Origin of the sequence: Paracoccus methylovorus, assembly GCF_016919705.1 — a bacterium.
GTDB lineage: Bacteria > Pseudomonadota > Alphaproteobacteria > Rhodobacterales > Rhodobacteraceae > Paracoccus > Paracoccus methylovorus.
In genome coordinates this window covers 946390-967280 of sequence record NZ_CP070368.1, presented here as the reverse complement: position 1 = coordinate 967280, position 20891 = coordinate 946390, and the positions used below count along the sequence as shown (strand labels likewise).

Here is a 20891-nt window from a genome sequence, read left to right as displayed (position 1 = left end):
CGCATATTATTGATGACTTTATAGCCCAGATCGACACCGGCCCAAGCGTTACCGCCCAAATGGCGGCCGCGGTCCTGCGTCACGGACAAAACGCTGTCGAAGGCCGCAGCCCGCGAAGGTTGGCAGGTGCCCGAAGGGCGACCCGCATTGCCGGATACAACGGCGGCAATCATCCCACCGACCCTTCCAGCGAGATGGCGACCAGTGCCTGCGCCTCCATGGCGAACTCCATCGGCAGAGCCTGCAGCACCTCGCGGCAGAAGCCGTTCACCACCAGCGCGACCGCCTCTTCCTCGTCCATACCACGCGAACGGCAATAGAACAGTTGGTCGTCGTCCACCTTGCTGGTGGTCGCCTCATGCTCAACCCGCGACGATGTGTTCTTGACCTCGATATAGGGCACGGTATGGGCGCCGCATTTGTCGCCGATCAGCAGGCTGTCGCATTGGGTATAGTTGCGGCTGTTCTTCGCGCGCGGGTGCATGGACACCAGCCCGCGATAGGTATTCTGCGCTTGTCCGGCAGAAATCCCTTTTGAAACAATGCGCGAGCGGGTGTTCTTACCAAGATGGATCATCTTGGTGCCCGTGTCGGCCTGCTGGTGGTTGTTGGCAATGGCGATCGAGTAGAATTCGCCCTGCGACTCGTCACCGCGCAGAATGCACGAAGGGTATTTCCAGGTGATGGCAGAGCCGGTTTCGACCTGGGTCCACATCACCTTGGCCCGTGCCTCGCGGCAGTCGGCACGCTTGGTGACGAAGTTGTAGATGCCGCCCCTGCCTTCCTCGTCGCCGGGGAACCAGTTCTGCACGGTCGAATACTTGACCTCGGCATCTTCCAGAATGACGATTTCCACCACCGCCGCATGCAGTTGCGCCACGTCGCGCTTGGGCGCGGTGCAGCCCTCCAGATAGCTGACGTATGAGCCCTTGTCGGCGATGATCAGAGTGCGCTCGAACTGACCGGTATTCTCGGCATTGATGCGGAAATAGGTCGACAGCTCCATCGGGCAGCGCACGCCCGGCGGAACATAAACAAAGCTGCCGTCCGAGAAGACAGCCGAGTTCAGCGTGGCATAGAAATTGTCCGTCTGCGGCACGACCGAACCAAGGTATTTCTTTACCAGTTCGGGATGTTCGCGAATGGCTTCCGAGATCGAGCAGAAGATCACGCCGGCCTTTGCCAGTTCGTCCTTGAAGGTGGTGCCGACCGACACACTGTCGAACACAGCATCGACCGCGACCTTGCGACCCTCGGCCGGGGCACCCTCCGCGCCATCGATACCGGCCAGAATCATCTGTTCCTTCAGCGGGATACCCAGCTTTTCATAAGTGGCAAGCAGCTTGGGATCGACCTCGTCCAGCGACTTTGGCTTGACCTGCATGCTTTTCGGACGGGCGTAGTAATACTGCTCCTGATAATCGATCTCGGGATAATGCAGCATCGCCCATTTCGGCTCGGTCATGGTCTGCCAGCGACGAAAGGCTTGCAGCCGCCATTCGGTCATCCATTCCGGCTCTTCGTTCTTTTCCGAGATCAGCCGGACGATATCCTCATTCACGCCCTTGGGGGCGTATTCCATCTCGATATCCGTTTCCCAGCCGTATTTATACGACCCCATGTTCTGGACGGTCTCGACGGTTTCACGGTCAACGCCCTCGCGGACTTCGATTGCCTCGCCGATCTGTTCAGTCATTTCAAGCCCTTCCCGCGGTCGCCCGCCAATCATTCCTTTGCCGCCAGCGGCCATATGCCGCCAGCCAGGCATCCGCAAAACGCATCACGTCCCCGGCGTCCGTCGTCGGCCCGATCGACACGCGGATCGCATCGCCGGCCCGTTCCGGCGCGATTCCCATGGCTGTCAGAACCGAACTCGGCCGGACCTTGCCCGAAGAGCAGGCCGAGCCTGCCGAGACGGCAAATCCGGCCAGATCCATCTGCATCACCTGCGTCTCTCCGCGCCATCCCGGCGTCAGGATCGACAATGTATTTGGCAGGCGGCGGGACTCACGCCCCGGGAATGTAACCATTTCCGCCCCGGATTCCAGAGCGGCCATCAGCGAATCGCGCAGTTGCGACACTTTTTCTTCGCTTCCTTGATCCAGATCATTCTGCGCCGCTTTTGCCGCCGCTGCAAATGCCATGATGCCGATCAGGTTTTCCGTCCCGGCACGCCGGCCCTGTTCCTGCCCGCCCCCCTTGATACGTGCCTCGATCTCGGTGCCGCGCTTGACCACCAGCGCGCCCACCCCGCGCGGGCCGCCAAGCTTGTGGGCGCTGACGAACCCGGCCTGGATCCCCAGCCAGTTGAACGCGAAGGGCGTCTTTCCGAATGCCTGGGTCAGGTCGCTGACCGCGAGCCCATGGGGCAGTTCCTGGATCACGCCGGTCTCGGAATTGGCAAGCTGCAATGTCGCGCGCGTCGGATCGGCCACCGTCACCTGCCCCTTGGTATCAGTCGGCAAGGAACTGTCGCACCAGGCCAGCACGGCAGGATGTTCGACCGCCGCACAGGCCAGCCCGCGTCCCTGAAGCACCAGTGCAGCCGCCTCGGTCGCACCCGAGGTAAAGATCACATCCGCCCCCTCGGCACCCAAAGCCGCGGCGATTTCCTCGCGCGCCTGTTCCAGCGCAGATTTCGCGGCCCGTCCTTCAGCATGGACAGACGACGGATTGCCGACGATCTCGGTCGCGGCCAGCATCGCTTCGCGCGCCTCAGAGCGCAGCGGCGCGGTGGCGTTCCAGTCCAGATAGACCCGGTTCATCCCTGCCCCTCCGATAGGCTGTCACCCTCGAGGCTCAGCGCATCGGCAATACGCTCGGCCAGACGGCGCGCGACCTCGCCCTTGGACAGGCGCGGCCAGCTTTCCGCCCCCTCGTCCGAGATCAGGGTGACGGCGTTCTCGACGCCCCCCATGATCCCGGTCGCAGGGCTGACATCATTGGCCACGATCCAGTCGCACCCCTTGCGTTTGCGCTTGCGGGTGGCGTTTTCCAGCACATCGTCGGTTTCAGCGGCAAAGCCCACCACCAACGCGGGACGCCCCTGCGGCAACTGGCTTATCCAGGCAAGAATGTCAGGGTTTTCCGCGAACTCCAGCTCGGGCAACTTGCCGGTGCCATCTTTCTTGATCTTGCCCGGCCGGGCGTTGGCGACATGCCAATCGGCGACGGCAGCGGCCATGACTGCGGCGTCGGCGGGCAACGCCGCCTCGACCGCCTCGCGCATCTCGCGGGCGGTTTCCACTGCTATCACCTCGACACCCTCGGGCGGCGGCACCTCAGCCGGGCCGGTGACAAAGCTGACCCGCGCACCCAGATCGCGCAGCGCGGCAGCAATGGCCGCGCCTTGCGCCCCGCTGGAACGATTGGCGATATAGCGCACCGGATCTATGGGCTCATGCGTCGGCCCCGAGGTCACGATCACATGCTGACCGCCCAGCCGACGGGCCGGCAGCGACACCACCGCTTCGGGCGGCAGACGCAACGGCCTTTCGCGAGCAAGCGCAGCACGGATCGCGCTTAGAATCGCCTCGGGTTCCGCCATGCGGCCGGGTCCGTATTCCCCGCAGGCCATGTCGCCTTCGTCCGGGCCAACGAAGCGGATTCCGTCGTTTTCCAGCATGTCCAGATTGCGTTGCGTAGCCGCGTGCTGCCACATGCGCACATTCATCGCCGGAGCCGCCAGTACCGGCTTGTCCGTTGCCAGCAGCAAGGTGGTCGCCAGATCATCGGCCATTCCCGTCGCCATGCGCGCCAGCAGGTTGGCGGTGGCCGGCGCGACCACCACCAGATCTGCCGCGCGCGAAAGCTGAATATGGCCCATCTCGGATTCGCGGGTAAGGTCGAACAGTTCGGTATGGCAGGGCGCCTCGGCCAGCGCAGAAAGCGTCAGCGGCGTAACGAACTCGGCGCCCGCACGTGTCAGGACCGGCACGACAGAGCCGCCCTCGCGCCGGATCATGCGGATCAGCTCGGGAATCTTGAACGCGGCGATACCCCCGCCAACGATCAACAATATTCGGCTGCCTTGCATGGTTGCTTCCTCTGCCGTGTCGTTCGCCCTGCACATAGGGGCAAGCGGCGCGGGTAACAAGCAAGCCGCGCCCGTTAACCATTCTTTAAGCTACCGCGTGTTAGGCGAAAAGCCGGTGAAGTGGGGACGGCGATGGTGGCAATTGCCTATACGGTTGCCTTCGACGGGGTCGAGGCGCGGCTGGTCGAGGTGCAATGTTCGGTCTCGCCGGGTCTACCGGGCTTTGGCATCGTCGGCCTGCCCGACAAGTCGGTCAGCGAAGCGCGAGAAAGGGTCAAGGCCGCTTTCGGCGCGCTGTCCATCGCCATGCCTTCGCGCAGGGTGACGGTGAACCTCTCACCCGCCTACCTGCCCAAAGAGGGCTCGCATTTCGACCTGCCCATCGCACTTGCGGTGCTGGCCGCGCTTGAGATCATCCCCGCCGAAACCCTGGAGCGGGTCGTGGCGCTGGGGGAACTGGCGCTGGATGGGCGGTTGTCGCCTGTCGCAGGGGCACTGCCCGCCGCCATGGCCGCGGCCGAGGACAACCGAGCGCTGCTGGTGCCGCAGCCCTGCGGGGCCGAAGCCGCCTGGGTCGGGGCCGTTCCGGTCTTTGCGCCGCGCACGCTGCGCGAAGCAGTCGATCACCTGACCGATCGCGCGCCACTGATACGCACCGCCCCCGGCGAACTGGCGCGAACCGTGCAAGAGGCCGATCTTGCCGAAGTCAGGGGGCAGGAACGGGCTCGCCGCGCGCTGGAAATCGCCGCGGCTGGCCGGCACCACCTGCTGATGGTGGGGCCGCCGGGCGCCAGTAAATCCATGCTGGCCACCCGACTGCCGGGGATCCTGCCACCGCTAAGCCCGCAAGAGGCGCTGGAGACCTCGATCATCCAATCCGTCGCAGGCCTGCTTGCGGGGGGCGGCATCTCGCGCATGGTGCCCTTTTGCCAACCCCATCATACCGCCTCAATGGCGGCAATGGTGGGCGGGGGCCGCAATGCCCGGCCGGGACAAGCCAGCCTGGCCCATAACGGCGTGCTGTTTCTGGACGAGCTGCCGGAGTTCGAACGCCGGGTCATAGACGCGCTGCGCGAGCCTGTCGAGACGGGCGAAATCCACGTTTCACGCGCCAATGCCCATATCCGCTATCCGGCACGTTTCCTGCTGGTCGCCGCCGCCAATCCCTGCCGCTGCGGCGAGATCGCCGATGCCGCGCGCGCCTGCTCCAAGGCGCCACGCTGCGGCTCCGACTATCTGGGCCGCATATCCGGGCCGATGATGGATCGGTTCGATCTGCGCATCGAGGTGCCACAGGTCTCCATCGAGGATCTGGGCTTGCCGGCCACGGGTGAAAGCTCTGCCAGTGTCGCCGAACGGGTCGCCGCCGCCCGGGACCGGCAATCACAGCGTTTCGCCGATCATCCGACCGCGCGGGTGAATGCAGATGCGTCGGGCCGGTTGCTCGAGGAAATCGCGCCGCTCGACAGCGAGTGTCGTTCACTCCTGGCTCTGGCCGCGGACCGGCTGGGACTGACCCCGCGTGGCTATCATCGTATCCTGCGTAGCGCCCGCACGGTGGCCGATCTGGATGAAGCGCCCAATATCCGCCAGCCGCATCTGGCCGAGGCCTTGTCCTATCGCCTGCCTTTTGGCCGGCCGGACTGAAGTTGCACGGCATTTAACCACGCAACCAACCGCCGCGTCGGCACTTTGCCCATAAATTGCAAAAGCACCCGCTATTGAGTGACGATTACCATGCAGCGACCTTGGAAGACCGTCTGCGATGCGACCTAGCCCCGCTCGGCCAGCCGGCGCTCGATAGCATCCCAAATCAACGCCGCTGCGTTCACACCATCAAAGCGTTCAAGCTCCTGAATCCCGGTCGGCGAGGTTACGTTGATCTCGGTCAGCCACCCGTCGATGACGTCGATACCGGTAAAAATCAGACCCTTCTCGCGCAGGACCGGACCAATCTGCGCGCAGATCTCGTGTTCCCGCTTAGTCAGGCCGATCTTTTCCGGGCGGCCGCCGACATGCATGTTCGACCGCGCTTCGCCTTGGGCCGGGACACGGTTGATCGCGCCGACAGGTTCGCCATCAACCAAGATGATACGTTTGTCCCCCCTGACCACGGCAGGCAGGTATTTCTGCGCAATAATCGGCTCGCGGCTATTGGCAAGAAAAGTCTCGACCAGCGAGGAAAGATTCGGATCGTCCGGCCGCATGTGAAAAATGCCGACGCCCCCGTTGCCATAAAGCGGCTTCAGGATGAAATCACCGTGCCGTTCGCGGAAGGCGCGGATCTGGCCCAGATCGCGGGTGATCAGCGTCGGGGGCGTAAGCTCTGGGAAATCCAGAACCAGCAGTTTCTCGGGGCTGTTACGAACCCAGAAAGGGTCATTGACGACATAAGTCGAGGGATGCACCCGATCCAGAAGATGAGTGGTGGTAATATAACCCATGTCGAAGGGGGGATCCTGACGCAACCAGACCACGTCGAACTCCGACAGATCGACATCGAACCAGTCGCCGAAAGCCACGTGATTCCCCTGTTCGCGCCGCAGGCTGACCGGCCGACCGCGGGCCATCACCCGTCCTTCGCAATAGCTCAGGCGGTCGGCAGTGTATTGGAACAGCCGGTAACCACGGGCTTCTGCCTCGAGCCCCAGCCGGAACGTGCTGTCGCCGTCGATCGAGACATGTTCGACCGGATCCATCTGCAAGGCTACGTAAAGACTCATACTATCATTCCCTGCCTGTTTCGCAGGAAGTTCTGGCGCGCATACCCGGGGTTTGCAAGCGGCAGTCCGGCATGGCGTTGATATTGGTGGCCCCTGCGGGCAATCGGTCCTGCGGCCTGACTGACCAGACCAAATCCCCGTTCACGTCTACCCATTTGTCGCACCAAACACCTAGTTCACACCAAAAGCACTCTCTATGATATCGACACGTCCGAACTGATCGACCAAGGCCGCGTCGAAGCGCATGGCAGTCAACAAACCGGCAGGAAGGCGCCCGCAGTATTCCAATGCGGAATTGCAAATCCGTGCGATCTGCCGCGCGTTGATTCGCTCCGCCGCCCAGTCATGCAAGCGTGATTTCTTGACCTCGACAAAGACATATTCGTCATCCTTGCGTAAAATCAGATCAATTTCACCGCCCCGACCGCGCCAGCGTTCAGCCATGACCTCATAGCCGCGCTGTCGGTATTCCCGCGCCACCGATTCTTCGGCGAAACGACCGGCAGAATAGGCCAAGGCACCTTGTCGGGCTTTGCTGTCACTTCCCGGGACCGGCGTCCCATAGGAAATCCTTTCGAACTTCATTCCCGCTCTTTCCTCATCTCTAGGGCCAGCGCATAAACCTCTCGCCGTGGCAGACCAAACCTCGACGCAATCTCCGCCGCGGCTTCCTTTACCGGAAGCGTGCCCAGAAGCCCGTCCAGGGCCTTGCGCAAACTGGCCTCGTCAGCGACGACCGGCTCTGGTCGCCCGAAAAGCACGACCACTTCACCACGCAGCCCTTCCTCTGGGATCCGTTGGGCCAGTTCCGTCGCCGTTCCACGCATCACCTCTTCAAATTTCTTCGTCAGTTCCCGGCAGATCACCGTAGAACGATTCGCCTCAATCTCGCACAAATTATCCAATAGTTGCTTAACGCGCCTCGGGCTTTCGAAGGCGATTATCGTGGCATCGACCTGACGCCAGCTTTCGATCCATTTCCGGCGGGCGCCCGCCGCAGCCGGGGGAAACCCCACGAACATGAACCGGTCACTGGGAAGACCGGCCACCGACAGCGCCGCCAGCGCCGCGGATGGACCGGGCAGCGCCCTGACCGCAAAGCCTGCCTCGGCGGCATCCCGCGCAAGCCGGTAGCCCGGATCAGCGACCAGTGGCGTGCCCGCATCCGAGGCATAGGCGACAGACCTGCCCTGCTCCAAGGCGCCAAGGATCGCCGGGCGCTGCCGGTCCGCATTGTGGTCGTGATAGGCGATGATGCGGCGCCCCCGGACCGGAATGCCGTGAATATCCATCAGGTGCCGCAGGTTGCGGGTATCCTCGGCGGCCAGCACATCGGCTGTGTTCAGCACATCCAGCGCCCGCAGCGTAATGTCGCGCGCCGCACCGATCGGCGTCGCGACCAGATAAAGTCCCGGCTCGGGCGAGTGAGCCGATACGGTCAGGGAAAGGGGTCTCGCGCCCGTTCCGCCTGTGCTGGCGCCATCCTCCATCGCTGATCCCTTTCTTCCTGCCGGGGCAAGTTGCCATGTCCCGCATATGCCAATAACGTGCCTCCATCAAACCCCCAGCCTCGATCCAATAGGGAATCACGCCATGACCGTCCTGAAAACGATCCGCGGCGCCTTCGACATGCGCCGTCCGCTTGCGCGCATCGGAGCTGTCCTTTCCGCCCTGACGCTTGCCGCCTGCCAGCCGGCCGACATGGGGGCCTCGGGCCCGCAGACCGGTCAGAGCATCGACCCCTCGCAACCGGTTCAGGTCGCCCTTCTGGTGCCGGGGGGCACGGGCAGCGCGGATCTGGACTGGCTGGCGCGTTCTTTGACCAATTCCGCCAAGATGGCGGCGGCGGATGCGCGCGGCGCGACCATCGACCTGCGCGTCTATGATTCCGGATCCGATCCCGGCACAGCCGTCGCCGTGGCCAACCGGGCGGTTGGCGAGGGGGCCAAGATCATCCTGGGGCCGCTTTTCGCCGACAGCGCCAACGCGGTCGGCAACGCCATGGCCCCGCAAGGCGTCAACGTGCTTTCCTTTTCCAACAACACCGATATCGCCGGCGGCAATGTCTTCGTGCTGGGCAATACCTTCGACAACGTCGCCGACCGGCTGGTGAAATACGGCGTCAGGAACGGCAAGCGCCGCATCCTCATGGTGGCCGAGGACGACACCGCGGGTCAGGTCGGCGCCCGCGCCATCGAGCGCGCGATCAAGCGCAACGGCGCCACGCTGGCCGGAACCGCGGTGCATCCGCTGTCCAAAACCGGCATCGACGGCATCGTGCCGAATGTTGCGCAGGCGGCACTGTCGGGCAATGTCGATGCGGTCTTCATGACCGCGAACCAGGGCGCGGTTCTGCCCTATCTGACCGATAGTCTGGCGGATGCAGGCGTCACCTCGGCCACGGTGCAGATGATGGGACTGACGCGCTGGGACCAGCCCTCGGCCCGGCTGCAACTGCGCGGCGTCCAAGGGGGGTGGTTCGCCCTTCCCGACACCACGCTCAAGGCCCAGTTCGAGCAGCGTTACCGCGCCGCTTACGGCGAAACGCCGCATGATCTGGGCTCGCTGGCCTATGACGGCGTAGCGGCGATCGCCGCTCTGGTGCGCGCGGGCAAGCGCAATGCCCTGACCACCTCGGGGCTGACTCAGAGCGCCGGTTTCGCCGGGGTCTCGGGCGCCTTCCGCCTGAAACGAGACGGCACCAATGAGCGCGCGCTGGCCGTGGCCACGGTCCGGGGCGGTCAGGTGGTGGTGCTTGATCCGGCACCGCGCAGCTTCGGCGGCTTTGGGTTCTGATCTTGAGCGCCAAGGACACCGACAGCCTGCCGCAAAGCGCCCCGGCCCTGCCCGGGGCGCATTCGATGTTTACCCCCGAAAGCTTCCTGCCGGCGCTGACCGAGGCATTGGGGGACGTATCCGAGCCGCGCGAGGTCAGGGCCCGCACCGTCGCAATCCTGACGCAGGCGCGCGCTGCCGCGATGGCCGATATCGCGGCGGGTTTCATGTCCCATCCCCGTGCCGCGCGCGAGACGGTGCGGGCCATCGCCAGCCTCACCGATGCCACCGTGACGGCGATCCATCACGTCGCCACCACGATCCTGCATCCGCTGCCCCACCCGACCGATGCCGAGCGGCTGGCAGTGTTGGCCATCGGCGGCTATGGCCGGGCCGAGATGGCACCGCAATCCGACGTCGATCTGCTGTTCCTGACGCCGTGGAAGATCAGTGGCTGGGCTGAAAGCGTCGTGGAATCGATGCTTTACATGTTGTGGGACCTGAAGCTGAAGATCGGTCAGTCCACACGCTCGGTCGATGACTGCCTGCGGCTGGGCGCGGGCGACATCACCATCCGCACCAGCCTGCTGGAGCACCGGCTGATCTGCGGCCATGCCACCGCGGCCGAAATCCTGCGCGACCGGCTGTGGTCCGAGCTTTTCGACAAGACCGTCCCCGAATTCATCGAGGCCAAGCTGGCCGAGCGGTCCGAGCGTCACCGCCGGCAGGGCGGCCAGCGTTATGTGCTGGAGCCCAACGTCAAAGAGGGCAAGGGCGGGCTGCGGGACCTGCAAACCCTCTACTGGATCGCGAAATACATCCATCGCGTCGATCGCGCCGTCGAACTGGTCGATCTGGGCTTTTTTACGCGGGAAGAGCACCTGACCTTCTGGCAGGCCGAGGATTTCCTGTGGGCCGTGCGTTGCCACCTGCATCTGATCGCCGGCCGGCCGCAGGACAAGCTGACGTTTGACATGCAGGTCGAGGTGGCCAAACGCATGGGCTACCGCGATCTTGGCGGTCGCAGGGCGGTGGAAATCTTCATGCAGGACTATTTCCTGCATGCGACCAAAGTGGGCGAATTGACCCGCGTCTTTCTGGTCGCGCTGGAATCGCGGCACCTCTACCGCGCGCCGATCATGAACATCCTGTTTCAGCGCCGCCGCCGGGTCCGCACCGGTTTCCGGGTCGATCAGGGACGGCTGACCTATGCCGACGAAAGCCAGTTCCTGTCCGATCCGCTCAACATCCTGCGGCTTTTCGAAGAGGCGCTCAGGACCGGCATCCTGATCCATCCCGACGCGATGCGCGCCGTCGCAGCCAATCTGGACCGGATCGACGACCGCATGCGTTCGGACCCCGAGGCGGTGCGGATATTCCTGGACCTGCTGCTCAAGCACGGCAACCCGGAACGCTCGCTGCGGCGGATGAACGAGCTGGGCGTGCTGGCGGCCTTCATCCCCGAGTTCGCGCCCGTGGTGGCGATGATGCAGTTCAACGTCTATCACCATTACACGGTGGACGAGCACCTGATCCAATGCGTCGCAGCACTGGCCGCAATCGAGCGCGGCGACGATGCCGGGGATCTGCCGGTGGTCAGCAAGATCATGAAGGGCAAGGTGAACCGCCGGGTGATCTATCTGGCGGTGCTGCTGCACGATATCGGCAAGGGCCGGGCCGAGGATCACTCGATACTTGGGGCACGGCTGGCACGGCGGGTCTGCGCCCGCTTCAGCCTGCCCGCGGACGAGATCGAGACCATCGAATGGCTGATCCGCAACCATCTGCTGATGTCGGACGTGGCCCAGAAACGCGACATCGCCGACCCGCGCACGCTGCGCGACTTCGCCAAGGCGGTCAAGACGACCAAGCGGCTGGACATGCTTCTGGTGTTGACGGTCTGCGACATCCGCGGTGTCGGGCCCGGCACCTGGAACAACTGGAAGGCGATGTTGCTGCGCAAGCTGCATCAGGAAACCGCCGCGGCACTGGAAAACGGGCTTGAGGAGCTGAACCGCGACAAGCGCATCGGCGAGGCCAAACGCTCGTTGCGGCACATGCTGATCGCCAGGGGGTGGGAGCCGAAGGCGATCAAGGCGGAGCTGGGCCGGCATTACGACAATTACTGGCCCGGTCTGCCGACCGAGACGCAATATGTCTTTGCCGAGATGCTCAAGGATCTGGATGACGACGATATCCGCACCGATCTCCATCCCGACACCGACCGCGACGCCACCCGCGCCGCCTTTGTGCTGGCCGACCATCCGGGCATCTTTTCGCGCATGGCCGGCGCGCTGGCACTGGTCGGGGCCAATATCGTCGATGCGCGCACCTATACCACCAAGGACGGCTTCGCCACCGCCGTATTCTGGTTGCAGGACAGGGACGGCCATCCCTATGCCGCGGACGGCCTGCCGCGCCTGCGCAAGATGATCGAGCGCACCCTGAAGGGCGAGATCGTGGCGCGCGAAGCCCTGGCCGGCCGCGACAAGCCTAAAAAGCGCGAGGCGGCCTTTCGCTTTCCCACCCACGTCACTTTCGACAACGAGGCTTCGGACGTCTACACGGTGGTCGAGGTCGACACGCGCGACCGTCCGGGCCTGCTTTACGACCTGACCCGGACGCTGGCCGACAACCATATCCAGATCGCCAGCGCGGTGATCGCTACTTTCGGCGCGCAGGTCGTGGACACCTTTTATGTCAAGGATATGTTCGGGCTGAAGCTGCATCAGCAGCAGCGCCGCGACACATTGGAAAAAAAGCTGCGACAGGCGATCAAGGACGGGGTCGAACGCGCCGAACGCGCCGAACGCCCGCTGGGCGGGTCGTTCTGAGGGACAAGATATGCAACCGATCAGACTTATCCGGGGCTTTCTCTCGGTAGGGGCATGGACTCTGGCCAGCCGGATGGTGGGCTTTATCCGCGACGTGATGATTGCCGCCTATCTGGGCACCGGCCCGGTGGCGCAGGCCTATATCGTCGCCTTTACGCTGCCCAACATGTTCCGCCGCTTCTTTGCCGAAGGCGCATTCAACACCGCTTTCGTCCCGATGTTCGCCAAGCGGCTGGAAAGCGACGAGAACCCGCGCGGCTTCGCGGAAGAGGCGTTTGCCGGGCTCGCCTCGGTGGTCGTGGTCGTCTCGTTGCTGGCGCATGTCGCCATGCCCTGGCTGGTGCTGATGCAGGCGGCGGGGTTCAAGGGCGACGAACGCTTTGAACTGGCGGTGATCTATGGCCGCATCTGCTTTCCCTATATCCTGTTTATTTCGCTGACTGCGCTGCTGTCCGGGTTGCTGAACGCGGGCGGGCGCTTCATGGCCGCCGCTGCCGCGCCGGTGCTGATGAACTTTATCCTGATCGCCGCCATGCTGCTGGCGGATCGCAACGGCTGGGACATGGGTCTGGCCATGGCATGGTCCACGCCGGTTTCGGGGATGGCGCAACTGGTCACTGTCTGGTGGGCGGCCAAGCGCATGGGCTTTCCGCTGCGCCTGCGCCGGCCCCGGCTGTCGCCGGACATGCGGCGACTGCTGGCGGTGGCCGCGCCCGCCGTGCTGGCCGGGGGCGTGGTGCAGATCAACCTGCTGGTCGGGCGTCAGGTCGGATCGTTTTTCGACGGCGCAATCGCATGGCTGACCAATGCCGACAGGCTGTATCAACTGCCGCTGGGCGTGGTGGGCATCGCCATCGGCATCGTGCTTTTGCCCGATATCTCGCGCCGGCTGAAGGCGGGCGATACCGGCGGCGGCCGGCACGCCTATAACCGCGCCGCCGAATTCGCCCTGTTCCTGACCGTGCCCGCCGCCGTGGCGCTGGTGATGGCGGCCTATCCGCTGATTTCGGTGCTGTTCCGGCGCGGCGCATTCCTGCCATCCGACGTCGGCCCCACCGCGCTGGCGCTGGCGATCTATGGGCTGGGCCTGCCCGCCTTTGTCCTGCAAAAAGTACTGCAACCCCTGTATTTCGCGCGCGAGGATACCCGCACCCCGTTTCGCTTCGCGGTCTGGTCGATGGTGGTCAATGCGGTTGTGGCGCTGGGGCTTGCGCCCTTCATCGGCTTTTCCGCCGCCGCATGGGGCACCACCATCGCCGGCTGGATTATGGCGGCACAGCTTTGGCGCGGCACCAGAGTCTTTGGCGAGGCGACCCAGCTTGACGAGCGGTTCCGCCACCGCCTGCCCCGCATCTGCGCGGCATCAGCGGTGATGGGCGTGGTGATCTGGGGGCTGATGGTGCTGCTGGGGGACGCGCTGGAACAGGCCGGCACCCGCTATCTGGCGCTGGCCGCGCTGGTTCTTGGCGGCATGTCGGCCTATGGCGCGGCGGCGCTGGCCCTTGGCGCCTTCCGCCCCTCGGACCTGCGCGCGGGGCTGCGGCGTCAGCGTTGACGGATCTGGCGCATCACGCGCCCGATCCCGCCCGGGATCAGCACAAAGGACAACGCAAAGCCCCAGAAAAAGCCGGCGATCTCGGCAATCCAGGTCATGCTGCCATCCTGAAACAGAATGGCAAAGACCAGTTGGAAGGCCAAAAGCATTCCGATCAGGGTGAATGCGCGCAGACGGTTTGCGTTCTCTTGCCCCAGCCGGGTCCACAGCAGGAATGTGAACGCGCCGACAAAACCATAGACGGCCGGATAGCCACCGATCAGCGCCTGAAAGCGGAACTGCGGCAAAAGCCCTGCCGCCAGCGTATAGACCAGCGCCCCACCGATGGCTGAGCCAAAGAACAGTGCCACGACAGCCCACGCACGGAACTGATGCGCGATCAGGTTCCCCAGAGCCAGCGTGAACACGATCACGAACAGCGCATGTGTCAGCGACAGATGCACGAAGGGATAGGTCACGATGCGCCAGCTCTGGTCGAAAACGAACAGCCGCATCTGCCACAGCCGCAGCACCAGTTCGGGAAGATAGGCGGTGCGCTCGACCGCGATCTGGCGCATGGCCAACCCGGTGCCCGGCCCGCCGCCCCCGATAAAGCCCATCTGCGCAAGGCCGAACACCGCCTCGCAGGCGATCATCGGCAGGGCGATCATCCAGACCACCGCGGGCACGGGATTGAAGGGCGATTCATCATAACCGGGACGCATCATGGCTCCTTGAGAGGCAGGGCGGTTGCGCCCGGACGGGCCAAGAGGTAAGCCAGCCACCGGGATTTTCCAAGCAGGTAGTGTCATGACCACGAGCTTTGCCAAGCGTATCTTCTCCGGCATCCAGCCCTCGGGCGGGCTGACTCTGGGGAATTATCTGGGCGCGCTGAAACGCTTTGCCGACTATCAGGGCAAGGGGGCCGAGACGATCTATTGCGTCGTCGACCTGCATGCGATCACCGTCTGGCAAGATCCCCAGAAACTGCGCCACAACACCCGCGAAGTGGCGGCGGCTTTCCTTGCGTCCGGTGTCGATCCCGAGGTCTCGGTTCTCTTCAACCAAAGCCAGGTCCCACAACATGCGGAACTCGCGTGGCTTTTCAATACCGTGGCGCGTGTGGGCTGGATGTATCGCATGACCCAGTTCAAGGACAAGGCCGGCAAGAACAGCGAGAATTCCAGCCTTGGCCTGCTGGCCTACCCATCGCTGATGGCCGCCGACATTCTGGCCTATCACGCCACCGCCGTGCCTGTGGGCGAGGACCAGAAACAGCATCTGGAGCTGACCCGCGACATCGCCACCAAGTTCAACCATGACTATGGCGTGGATTTCTTTCCCATCACCGAACCCTTGATCGAGGGCACGGCGACCCGCGTCATGAGCTTGCGCGACGGCTCCAAGAAAATGTCGAAATCCGATCCCTCGGACGCCAGCCGTATCAACCTGACCGACGATGCCGATGCCATCGCGCAAAAGATCCGCAAGGCGCGCACCGATGCCGAGCCGCTGCCCGGCAGCATGGAAGGGCTCAAGGACCGGCCCGAGGCAAAGAACCTTATCAACATCTATGCCGCTCTGACCGGCGAGGACGGCGATCAGGTGCTGGCACGGTTCGAGGGGCAAGGTTTCGGCACGTTCAAACCGGCTTTGGCCGAGGTCGCGGTCGAGGCGATGGCCCCGATCACCAAGCGGATGACGCAGTTCATGGCCGACCCGGCCGAGATCGACCGCATTCTTGGACGAGGCGCCGATCAGGCCGCCGCAATCGCCCAGCCGATCATCGAACGTACCAAGGACATCATGGGCATGATCCGCTCACGCTAGGCGGCGCGGGACTTTCACGAATGTTTCAATGACTTCCCGGCGGGATGGGCTATGCTTTCCCCATCCTGCCGTAAAACGGGAAAAACCATGCCTGATCAGCTGTCGAGAATGCTCGGCGAACGCCCTTGGCTGCTGGCCGACGGGGCGACGGGGACGAATCTCTACAACATGGGGCTGGCGCCGGGTCAGGCGCCGGATCTGTGGTGCGAAACCCACCCCGACAAGGTGCGCGAACTGCACCGGCAAATGATCACCTCGGGCGCGGATATCATCCTGACCAACAGCTTTGGCGCCAACGCCAGCCGGCTGCGGCTGGCCAAGGCGCAAGACCGGGTGGTGTCGCTGAACCGCACCGCCGCACGTCTGGCGCGCGAAGCGGTGGCAGAAGTCGGCCGCGCCGTGGTCGTTGCCGGCTCGATCGGCCCGATCGGCGAGATCATGGCGCCGATGGGCCGGCTGACCGAGGCCGAGGCCACCGCCATGTTCACCGAACAGGCGCAGGCCTTGAAGGACGGTGGCGCGGATGTCCTGTGGATCGAGACCGTCAGCGCCGTCGAAGAGATGCGCGCCGCCGCCAAGGCCGCCCAGACCGTGGGCATGCCCTGGTGCGGCATGATGAGCTTTGAGCCGGGCGGGCGCAGCATGATGGGCGTGACACCGCCACAACTGGCCTCGCTGATGGACCGGCTGCCGTATCCGCCCGTCGCCTATGGTGCGAATTGCGGCACCGGCCCCGCCGAATTGCTGATGGCGGTGGCCGGATTTGCCGCCTCGGGGAACGAACGCCCCCTGATCGCCAAACCCAATGCCGGTGTGCCACGCTATCAGGACGGCGGGTTGATCTATGACGCGACGCCCGAAGTCATGGCGGAATTCGGCGTGCTGGCGCGCGATCTGGGCGTGCGCATCATTGGCGGCTGTTGCGGCACGACCCCCGCGCATCTCGCCGCCATGCGCGAGGCCATGATTGCCGCGCCGCGTGGCCCGCGCCCCTCGCCCGAGCGGATCTCGGCGCGGATCGCGCAGGTCATGGGCCCCGGAGAATAACCCCGCGAAGTCAGAACAGCGACAACTGATCCCCTGCCCGAGGCGGCGGACCAAAGCGGCTGCAATCCAAAACCTCGGCTTCGCGCTGTAATCCCAGCCGCTGGCGGGCCAGACGGAACCGCTGATGCAGCAGGGCGACCTCATGCCCTTCGCCCCGCATCCGGCTGCCAAAGCGCGGGTCGTTGTCGCGCCCGCCCCGCATCGCCTGCACCCGTGCCATGACATGCGCCGCCTTGCCAGGGTGGTGACGCTGCAGCCAGTCCCGAAACAGCGGCGCCACCTCCAGCGGCAGGCGGATCGGGATCATACCGGCGGCCGTTGCGCCGGAATCGCGCGCGGCCTGCATGATCCGTTCCAATTCGTGTTCGGTCAGCACCGGGATCACCGGCGCGACCATGACGCGCACCGGCACACCGGCATCTGACAGCGCACGGATCATCCGCAGCCGGGTCGCTGGCGCCGGCGCGCGAGGCTCCATCTGCCGGGCCAGCTCCGGGTCCAGCGTCGTGATGGACACGCAGGCTATGACCTGCCCCTTGGCCGCCATCGCCCCCAACAGATCGGTGTCGCGCATGACCGTGGCGCCTCGCGTCACCAGACTTAGCGGGTGGTTCCAGTCATGCAGCACCTGCAAACAGCCGCGCATGATGCAGAGCTTCGCCTCGATGGGCTGATAGGGATCGGTATTGGTGCCAAAGGCGATGGGCGCGACCGAATATCCACGCCTGCCGATCTCTGCCGACAGCAGCTCGGGTGCGTTGGGCTTGGCAGTGATGCGGGTTTCGAAATCCAGCCCCGGCGAAAGGCCCAGATAGGCATGGCTCGGCCGGGCGAAACAATAGATGCAACCGTGTTCGCAACCGCGATAGGGATTGATCGAGCGGTCGAAGGGAATGTCCGGCGACCGGTTGCGGGTGATGATCGAGCGCGCCTGCTCTTGCGTGACCTCGGTGCGCAGCAGGTTCTGATCCTCGGAAATGTCCCAGCCGTCATGCTGGCGTTGGGTCTGATAGGGCTCGAACCGCGCAGCCGGGCGCGACTCGGCGCCGCGTGCGCGCAGGATCTCGTCTGGGTTCCGGGGTGGCAGGTTCATGCCGCCAGATTAGAACATTTAGGGAACATTTCCTAGCATGGACACGAAATCCCGGCGCAAAATCGGATTAACCGGCGACCAATCGCGCAAATTCGCATCAAGCCCTTTTCGACGACCGCCGACGGAGCCATATTGAAGACAACGGAGGACGTCATGCCGCTGCCGCATTTCCTGATCCTGATCCTTGCCGTGATCCTGGCCGCCGGGTTGACGATCTGGGCGGCAAGCGCAGCAGGCATTCCGATAGTTGTGCTGGGTTTTTTGGCGCTTCTTGCGGCCGCGATCACGCATCTGACAGCGCGAGACCACCGAAGCTGACCTTGCGGACCGTCACATGGGGCCGGTCGCAGGGAAGGGAACGGACGGCGCAAGGCACCGTCCCTTTCCGACCTTCTCAGGCGGCGGCGTCGCCGGGTTTCTCGGCATAGCCCTTGATCGACGACATGGCCGCCTCTTCGGTCCATGCCCGTCCATTGGCGGTCGGATCATTCAGGATCGACCAAGCCCAGGCAGCTACGCCCGCTTCCTTCCGATCATGACAGATGCGTCCCACCGGCACCTCATTGCAGCAAATCGTCCAGTCACCGGAAATGGGGTTTCCGTCCACCACGGTCTGAATACGTGTCCACATACGAGATCCTTTCTTATCTTTTCGTTGATCGTCCTGCATGGCCGCAGGCAGCGGGCCATGTGCGCGGACGACAGTCGCAGCACCGGAAATCCACATGTCCCGGCGCATAAGCAGGCTTGATGTCATCACGCAAACCTGACGGTCTCTTTACCCGGCATTTGTGACAACTGCAATAAATCCGCTGCGTTCCATGCCGGGAACAGCTTGTTTCCGCGCCCGGAAATTATCAGTTCACGGATGAAATACCAACAAAAACATGAAGATAAACGAGATATCTCGCTCAGAGGTCAGTTCAGAATGCCATTAACGGAAAATCTTATATTTTATTCTCATGGCACTAAGGAAATTATGCATGAGTTTTAATGGTTAAGCTCAGCTTCTGCGCGGACCGCGTGGGTGCAACGCAAGCTTGCTTCATTTGATCGGGTAACGATTCGACGCCTGATCTTGGCGATGCCCTCCGACTCCCAGCAGCCGCAAGATCCTTGACTGTATAAGGTAGTCACCACGACCGTGTTGCGCCCCAAGACCGCGGGCAATTTCCCCGCAGCCTAAGCCCAGAGCAGGCATAGCTCCGCTGAATATCCTGCTAAAGGCATGATCCTAATGCGTTGCGGCACTGCGGTCACACTCGTCGGGCCAGCGCACATAACCGCAAGGCCTTGCGAAAGGGAAAGCAGGCCGGCAAACGGTGCATGCGGCATAATCCACCGGGAGCATTCATCTTGCCTGTCACGGATCATTCCCTTCAACGCGGCAAGCTGATCATCTCCACCTGCTTCTTCGCCGGCGGGATCGGGATCGGTGCCTGGGGCGCGAACCTGCCTGCCTTGGGCCGGCGGACGGGCATGAGCGAAAGCCAGATCGGGGTCGTCCTGCTGTGCTTTGCCGCGGGCGCCATCCTCGCGATGAACATGACGCCGCGCTTCATCGCCCGCTTCGGAGCGCAGCGAATCTCGCTTGTCGCGGCCGGCCTGTTCGGGGTGGGAATCGGCTGTGTCGGACTGGCCATGCAGATATGGACCGCAGCCATTCTGGCGGCGCTATGCGGCATGGCATTCGGCACGGTGGATGTGGCGATGAACAAGCATGCCGCCGAGCTTGAGGCGCAGGCCGACCGTCCGATCATGTCGTTTTTCCATGCCATGTTCAGCGGCGGAACGCTGGCAGCGGCGGTGGCCTATGCGCTGCTCAGTCGTTGGGGGATGCCGTCGCCGCTTATCCTCGTCTCTGCTGCGCTGCTGATTGTAGCACTTGCCGGGGCAGCATTGTGGCGGACGGATCGCCCCGCTCCGATCAGACCCGAGGCGCATCATTCGTCAAGTTCGAGCAGCGGGCCGCGCCTGATCCGCGTGCTGATGCTGGGCGCCATGGCCTTTGTGATCTTCTTTGCAGAAGGCGCAATCATGGATTGGGCCGCGCTCTATCTGGTGCGCGTCATGGGCACGACGGAAAGCACCGGCGCGCTGGGATATGCCGTCTTTGGCGGCGCGATGATGCTGGGCCGGCTGACCGGCGACCGTGCGAACCGGATGCTGGGGCCGGTGCGGCTGTTCCGTCTGGGCACTGCCTGCGTGGCATTGTTCCTGACGCTGATGCTGCTTGCGCCCTCGGTCTGGGTGGCACTGACCGCTCTGGCACTTTGCGGGCTGGGTGCGGCCAATGTCATCCCCATCATCTTCTCGGCTGCGGGCCAGTTCAGCGCACGCGACGGCGGCCGGGCCATGTCGCGGGTTCTGACCATGGGCTATGCGGGTATCCTGATCGGCCCGGCGCTGATCGGCTTCATCGCCGAGGCCTGGACGCTTCGGGCCAGCCTTGTGCTGGTCGCCCTCGCCGTCGGCATGAGTTGCCTGGGCGGCGGCATCCTGCGCGGCAATGTCGCATCCAGCAGGCTTTGAGAATCGGCCCAAGAGACATGAGTATGTCAGTGACGGCGCGGCGCTCGATCCGAGTTGGCAGCGCCGTCACCGTATTCGGCGCACCCGGCGCTGCGCTGCACCAGTCCTGAACGTAACTACAGAACGACGGCTCCGATCACGAAGCCCACAATCAGCCCCAATATGACCCCGCGAAATGTCAGGCAACAGCTGCACTCGGTCCAGATCGGTTTCGTCACCGCGAAAGTCCAGTGATCATCCTGTTTGCACCAGTTCCCAACAAAGGTATCGGAGGCCCACGCCATCGCATTGCTAAGGGCATTGTCCTCCCAGTCCGGTTGCTCGGGATCGGTGGGTCTATATGTCCAGGGTCGTGTCATCGTCGCCCTTCCTTCCTGTTTGCCGGCCAGGCGGATCATGCAAGGATGGCTCGGACTCTGATGAGCATGCAAGGGATGGTGCGACGCTTAGGGACCTGACCAAAGAGATAGCTACCCTTACGTCAAGT

General features: G+C 63.8%; 17 protein-coding genes. 8 read left to right on the top strand and 9 right to left on the bottom strand.

All coding sequences use genetic code 11. The features are described 5' to 3' along the window. Window positions 1–169 precede the first annotated feature (169 nt). From sufB to coaBC, 3 genes are read right to left on the bottom strand one after another with little or no spacing between them, the layout of a single operon-like run. On the bottom strand, window positions 170–1696 hold the full coding sequence (gene sufB / locus JWJ88_RS04835) for a Fe-S cluster assembly protein SufB (RefSeq protein ID WP_205294971.1): 1527 nt from the start codon (window positions 1694–1696) through the stop codon (window positions 170–172). 1 nt (window position 1697) lies between these two features. Then, window positions 1698–2765 carry a cysteine desulfurase family protein gene (locus JWJ88_RS04830; protein WP_205294970.1) on the bottom strand — a complete coding sequence of 356 codons (1068 nt, stop codon included), beginning with the start codon at window positions 2763–2765 and terminating at the stop codon, window positions 1698–1700. Beyond that, on the bottom strand, window positions 2762–4036 hold the full coding sequence (coaBC, locus tag JWJ88_RS04825) for a bifunctional phosphopantothenoylcysteine decarboxylase/phosphopantothenate--cysteine ligase CoaBC (RefSeq protein WP_205294969.1): 1275 nt from the start codon (window positions 4034–4036) through the stop codon (window positions 2762–2764). The genes JWJ88_RS04830 and coaBC overlap by 4 nt, the downstream gene beginning before the upstream one ends. A 132-nt stretch (window positions 4037–4168) precedes the next feature. Between coaBC and JWJ88_RS04820 the strand changes: the two genes are divergently transcribed. Beyond that, complete coding sequence (locus JWJ88_RS04820) at window positions 4169–5683, top strand: YifB family Mg chelatase-like AAA ATPase (RefSeq protein WP_205294968.1); 1515 nt, start codon at window positions 4169–4171, stop codon at window positions 5681–5683. Window positions 5684–5808: 125 nt separating this feature from the next. Here the strand turns inward: JWJ88_RS04820 and gshB are convergent, their stop codons facing one another. The 3 genes from gshB to rsmI all read right to left on the bottom strand — a co-directional run bounded on the left by gshB (window position 5809) and on the right by rsmI (window position 8249). Then, a complete protein-coding gene (gene gshB, locus JWJ88_RS04815; RefSeq protein WP_205294967.1) occupies window positions 5809–6759 on the bottom strand; it encodes a glutathione synthase in 951 nt (316 codons plus the stop codon). A gap of 171 nt (window positions 6760–6930) precedes the next feature. Beyond that, a complete protein-coding gene (locus JWJ88_RS04810; protein ID WP_205294966.1) occupies window positions 6931–7344 on the bottom strand; it encodes a YraN family protein in 414 nt (137 codons plus the stop codon). After that, on the bottom strand, window positions 7341–8249 hold the full coding sequence (rsmI, locus tag JWJ88_RS04805; protein ID WP_205294965.1) for a 16S rRNA (cytidine(1402)-2'-O)-methyltransferase: 909 nt from the start codon (window positions 8247–8249) through the stop codon (window positions 7341–7343). The genes JWJ88_RS04810 and rsmI overlap by 4 nt, the downstream gene beginning before the upstream one ends. Window positions 8250–8352: 103 nt before the next feature. Here rsmI and JWJ88_RS04800 point away from each other — a divergent pair, with 103 nt between their 5' ends. From JWJ88_RS04800 to murJ, 3 genes are read left to right on the top strand one after another with little or no spacing between them, the layout of a single operon-like run. After that, window positions 8353–9555, top strand: coding sequence for a penicillin-binding protein activator (locus JWJ88_RS04800; protein ID WP_205294964.1), 1203 nt, complete (start codon window positions 8353–8355; stop codon window positions 9553–9555). 2 nt (window positions 9556–9557) lie between these two features. Continuing rightward, window positions 9558–12368: a [protein-PII] uridylyltransferase gene (locus JWJ88_RS04795; RefSeq protein WP_205294963.1), complete on the top strand. Its 2811-nt coding sequence runs from the start codon at window positions 9558–9560 to the stop codon at window positions 12366–12368. A 10-nt stretch (window positions 12369–12378) separates the two neighbouring features. Beyond that, a complete protein-coding gene (gene murJ, locus JWJ88_RS04790) occupies window positions 12379–13923 on the top strand; it encodes a murein biosynthesis integral membrane protein MurJ (RefSeq protein ID WP_205294962.1) in 1545 nt (514 codons plus the stop codon). On the opposite strand, the gene JWJ88_RS04785 is transcribed toward murJ, so the two are convergent. Continuing rightward, window positions 13914–14630, bottom strand: a complete 717-nt coding sequence (locus JWJ88_RS04785; protein ID WP_240200200.1) for a rhomboid family intramembrane serine protease — start codon at window positions 14628–14630, stop codon at window positions 13914–13916. The two genes, murJ and JWJ88_RS04785, sit on opposite strands and share 10 nt — an antisense overlap. A gap of 82 nt (window positions 14631–14712) precedes the next feature. Here JWJ88_RS04785 and trpS point away from each other — a divergent pair, with 82 nt between their 5' ends. Together trpS and bmt are read left to right on the top strand one after the other, a co-directional pair. Beyond that, window positions 14713–15732 carry a tryptophan--tRNA ligase gene (gene trpS / locus JWJ88_RS04780; RefSeq protein ID WP_205294961.1) on the top strand — a complete coding sequence of 340 codons (1020 nt, stop codon included), beginning with the start codon at window positions 14713–14715 and terminating at the stop codon, window positions 15730–15732. A gap of 87 nt (window positions 15733–15819) precedes the next feature. Continuing rightward, on the top strand, window positions 15820–16779 hold the full coding sequence (bmt, locus tag JWJ88_RS04775) for a betaine--homocysteine S-methyltransferase (RefSeq protein ID WP_205294960.1): 960 nt from the start codon (window positions 15820–15822) through the stop codon (window positions 16777–16779). A gap of 10 nt (window positions 16780–16789) precedes the next feature. Here bmt and JWJ88_RS04770 read toward each other — a convergent pair whose 3' ends face one another. Beyond that, on the bottom strand, window positions 16790–17872 hold the full coding sequence (locus tag JWJ88_RS04770) for a PA0069 family radical SAM protein (protein ID WP_205294959.1): 1083 nt from the start codon (window positions 17870–17872) through the stop codon (window positions 16790–16792). 153 nt (window positions 17873–18025) lie between these two features. Here JWJ88_RS04770 and JWJ88_RS04765 point away from each other — a divergent pair, with 153 nt between their 5' ends. Further along, the gene (locus tag JWJ88_RS04765; RefSeq protein ID WP_205294958.1) at window positions 18026–18190 is read left to right on the top strand and encodes a hypothetical protein; all 165 of its coding nucleotides are present in this window, start codon (window positions 18026–18028) and stop codon (window positions 18188–18190) included. A 76-nt stretch (window positions 18191–18266) separates the two neighbouring features. On the opposite strand, the gene JWJ88_RS04760 is transcribed toward JWJ88_RS04765, so the two are convergent. Further along, window positions 18267–18503, bottom strand: a complete 237-nt coding sequence (locus JWJ88_RS04760) for a hypothetical protein (RefSeq protein ID WP_205294957.1) — start codon at window positions 18501–18503, stop codon at window positions 18267–18269. 725 nt (window positions 18504–19228) lie between these two features. Here JWJ88_RS04760 and JWJ88_RS04755 point away from each other — a divergent pair. Next, window positions 19229–20404 (top strand): MFS transporter, encoded by a 1176-nt coding sequence (locus JWJ88_RS04755; RefSeq protein WP_240200199.1) that lies wholly within the window; start codon window positions 19229–19231, stop codon window positions 20402–20404. The last annotated feature ends 487 nt before the right edge of the window (window positions 20405–20891 follow it).

Excerpts from the sequence above, each read along its gene's own strand:
- JWJ88_RS04770 (WP_205294959.1), bottom strand. The coding sequence starts at position 17,872 with ATGAACCTGCCACCCCGGAACCCAGACGAGATCCTGCGCGCACGCGGC.
- trpS (WP_205294961.1), top strand. The coding sequence starts at position 14,713 with ATGACCACGAGCTTTGCCAAGCGTATCTTCTCCGGCATCCAGCCCTCG.
- JWJ88_RS04800 (WP_205294964.1), top strand. The coding sequence starts at position 8,353 with ATGACCGTCCTGAAAACGATCCGCGGCGCCTTCGACATGCGCCGTCCG.
- bmt (WP_205294960.1), top strand. The coding sequence starts at position 15,820 with ATGCCTGATCAGCTGTCGAGAATGCTCGGCGAACGCCCTTGGCTGCTG.
- gshB (WP_205294967.1), bottom strand. The coding sequence starts at position 6,759 with ATGAGTCTTTACGTAGCCTTGCAGATGGATCCGGTCGAACATGTCTCG.
- rsmI (WP_205294965.1), bottom strand. The coding sequence starts at position 8,249 with ATGGAGGATGGCGCCAGCACAGGCGGAACGGGCGCGAGACCCCTTTCC.
- JWJ88_RS04785 (WP_240200200.1), bottom strand. The coding sequence starts at position 14,630 with ATGATGCGTCCCGGTTATGATGAATCGCCCTTCAATCCCGTGCCCGCG.
- JWJ88_RS04760 (WP_205294957.1), bottom strand. The coding sequence starts at position 18,503 with ATGTGGACACGTATTCAGACCGTGGTGGACGGAAACCCCATTTCCGGT.
- coaBC (WP_205294969.1), bottom strand. The coding sequence starts at position 4,036 with ATGCAAGGCAGCCGAATATTGTTGATCGTTGGCGGGGGTATCGCCGCG.
- sufB (WP_205294971.1), bottom strand. The coding sequence starts at position 1,696 with ATGACTGAACAGATCGGCGAGGCAATCGAAGTCCGCGAGGGCGTTGAC.
- JWJ88_RS04820 (WP_205294968.1), top strand. The coding sequence starts at position 4,169 with ATGGTGGCAATTGCCTATACGGTTGCCTTCGACGGGGTCGAGGCGCGG.
- JWJ88_RS04830 (WP_205294970.1), bottom strand. The coding sequence starts at position 2,765 with ATGAACCGGGTCTATCTGGACTGGAACGCCACCGCGCCGCTGCGCTCT.
- murJ (WP_205294962.1), top strand. The coding sequence starts at position 12,379 with ATGCAACCGATCAGACTTATCCGGGGCTTTCTCTCGGTAGGGGCATGG.
- JWJ88_RS04810 (WP_205294966.1), bottom strand. The coding sequence starts at position 7,344 with ATGAAGTTCGAAAGGATTTCCTATGGGACGCCGGTCCCGGGAAGTGAC.
- JWJ88_RS04765 (WP_205294958.1), top strand. The coding sequence starts at position 18,026 with ATGCCGCTGCCGCATTTCCTGATCCTGATCCTTGCCGTGATCCTGGCC.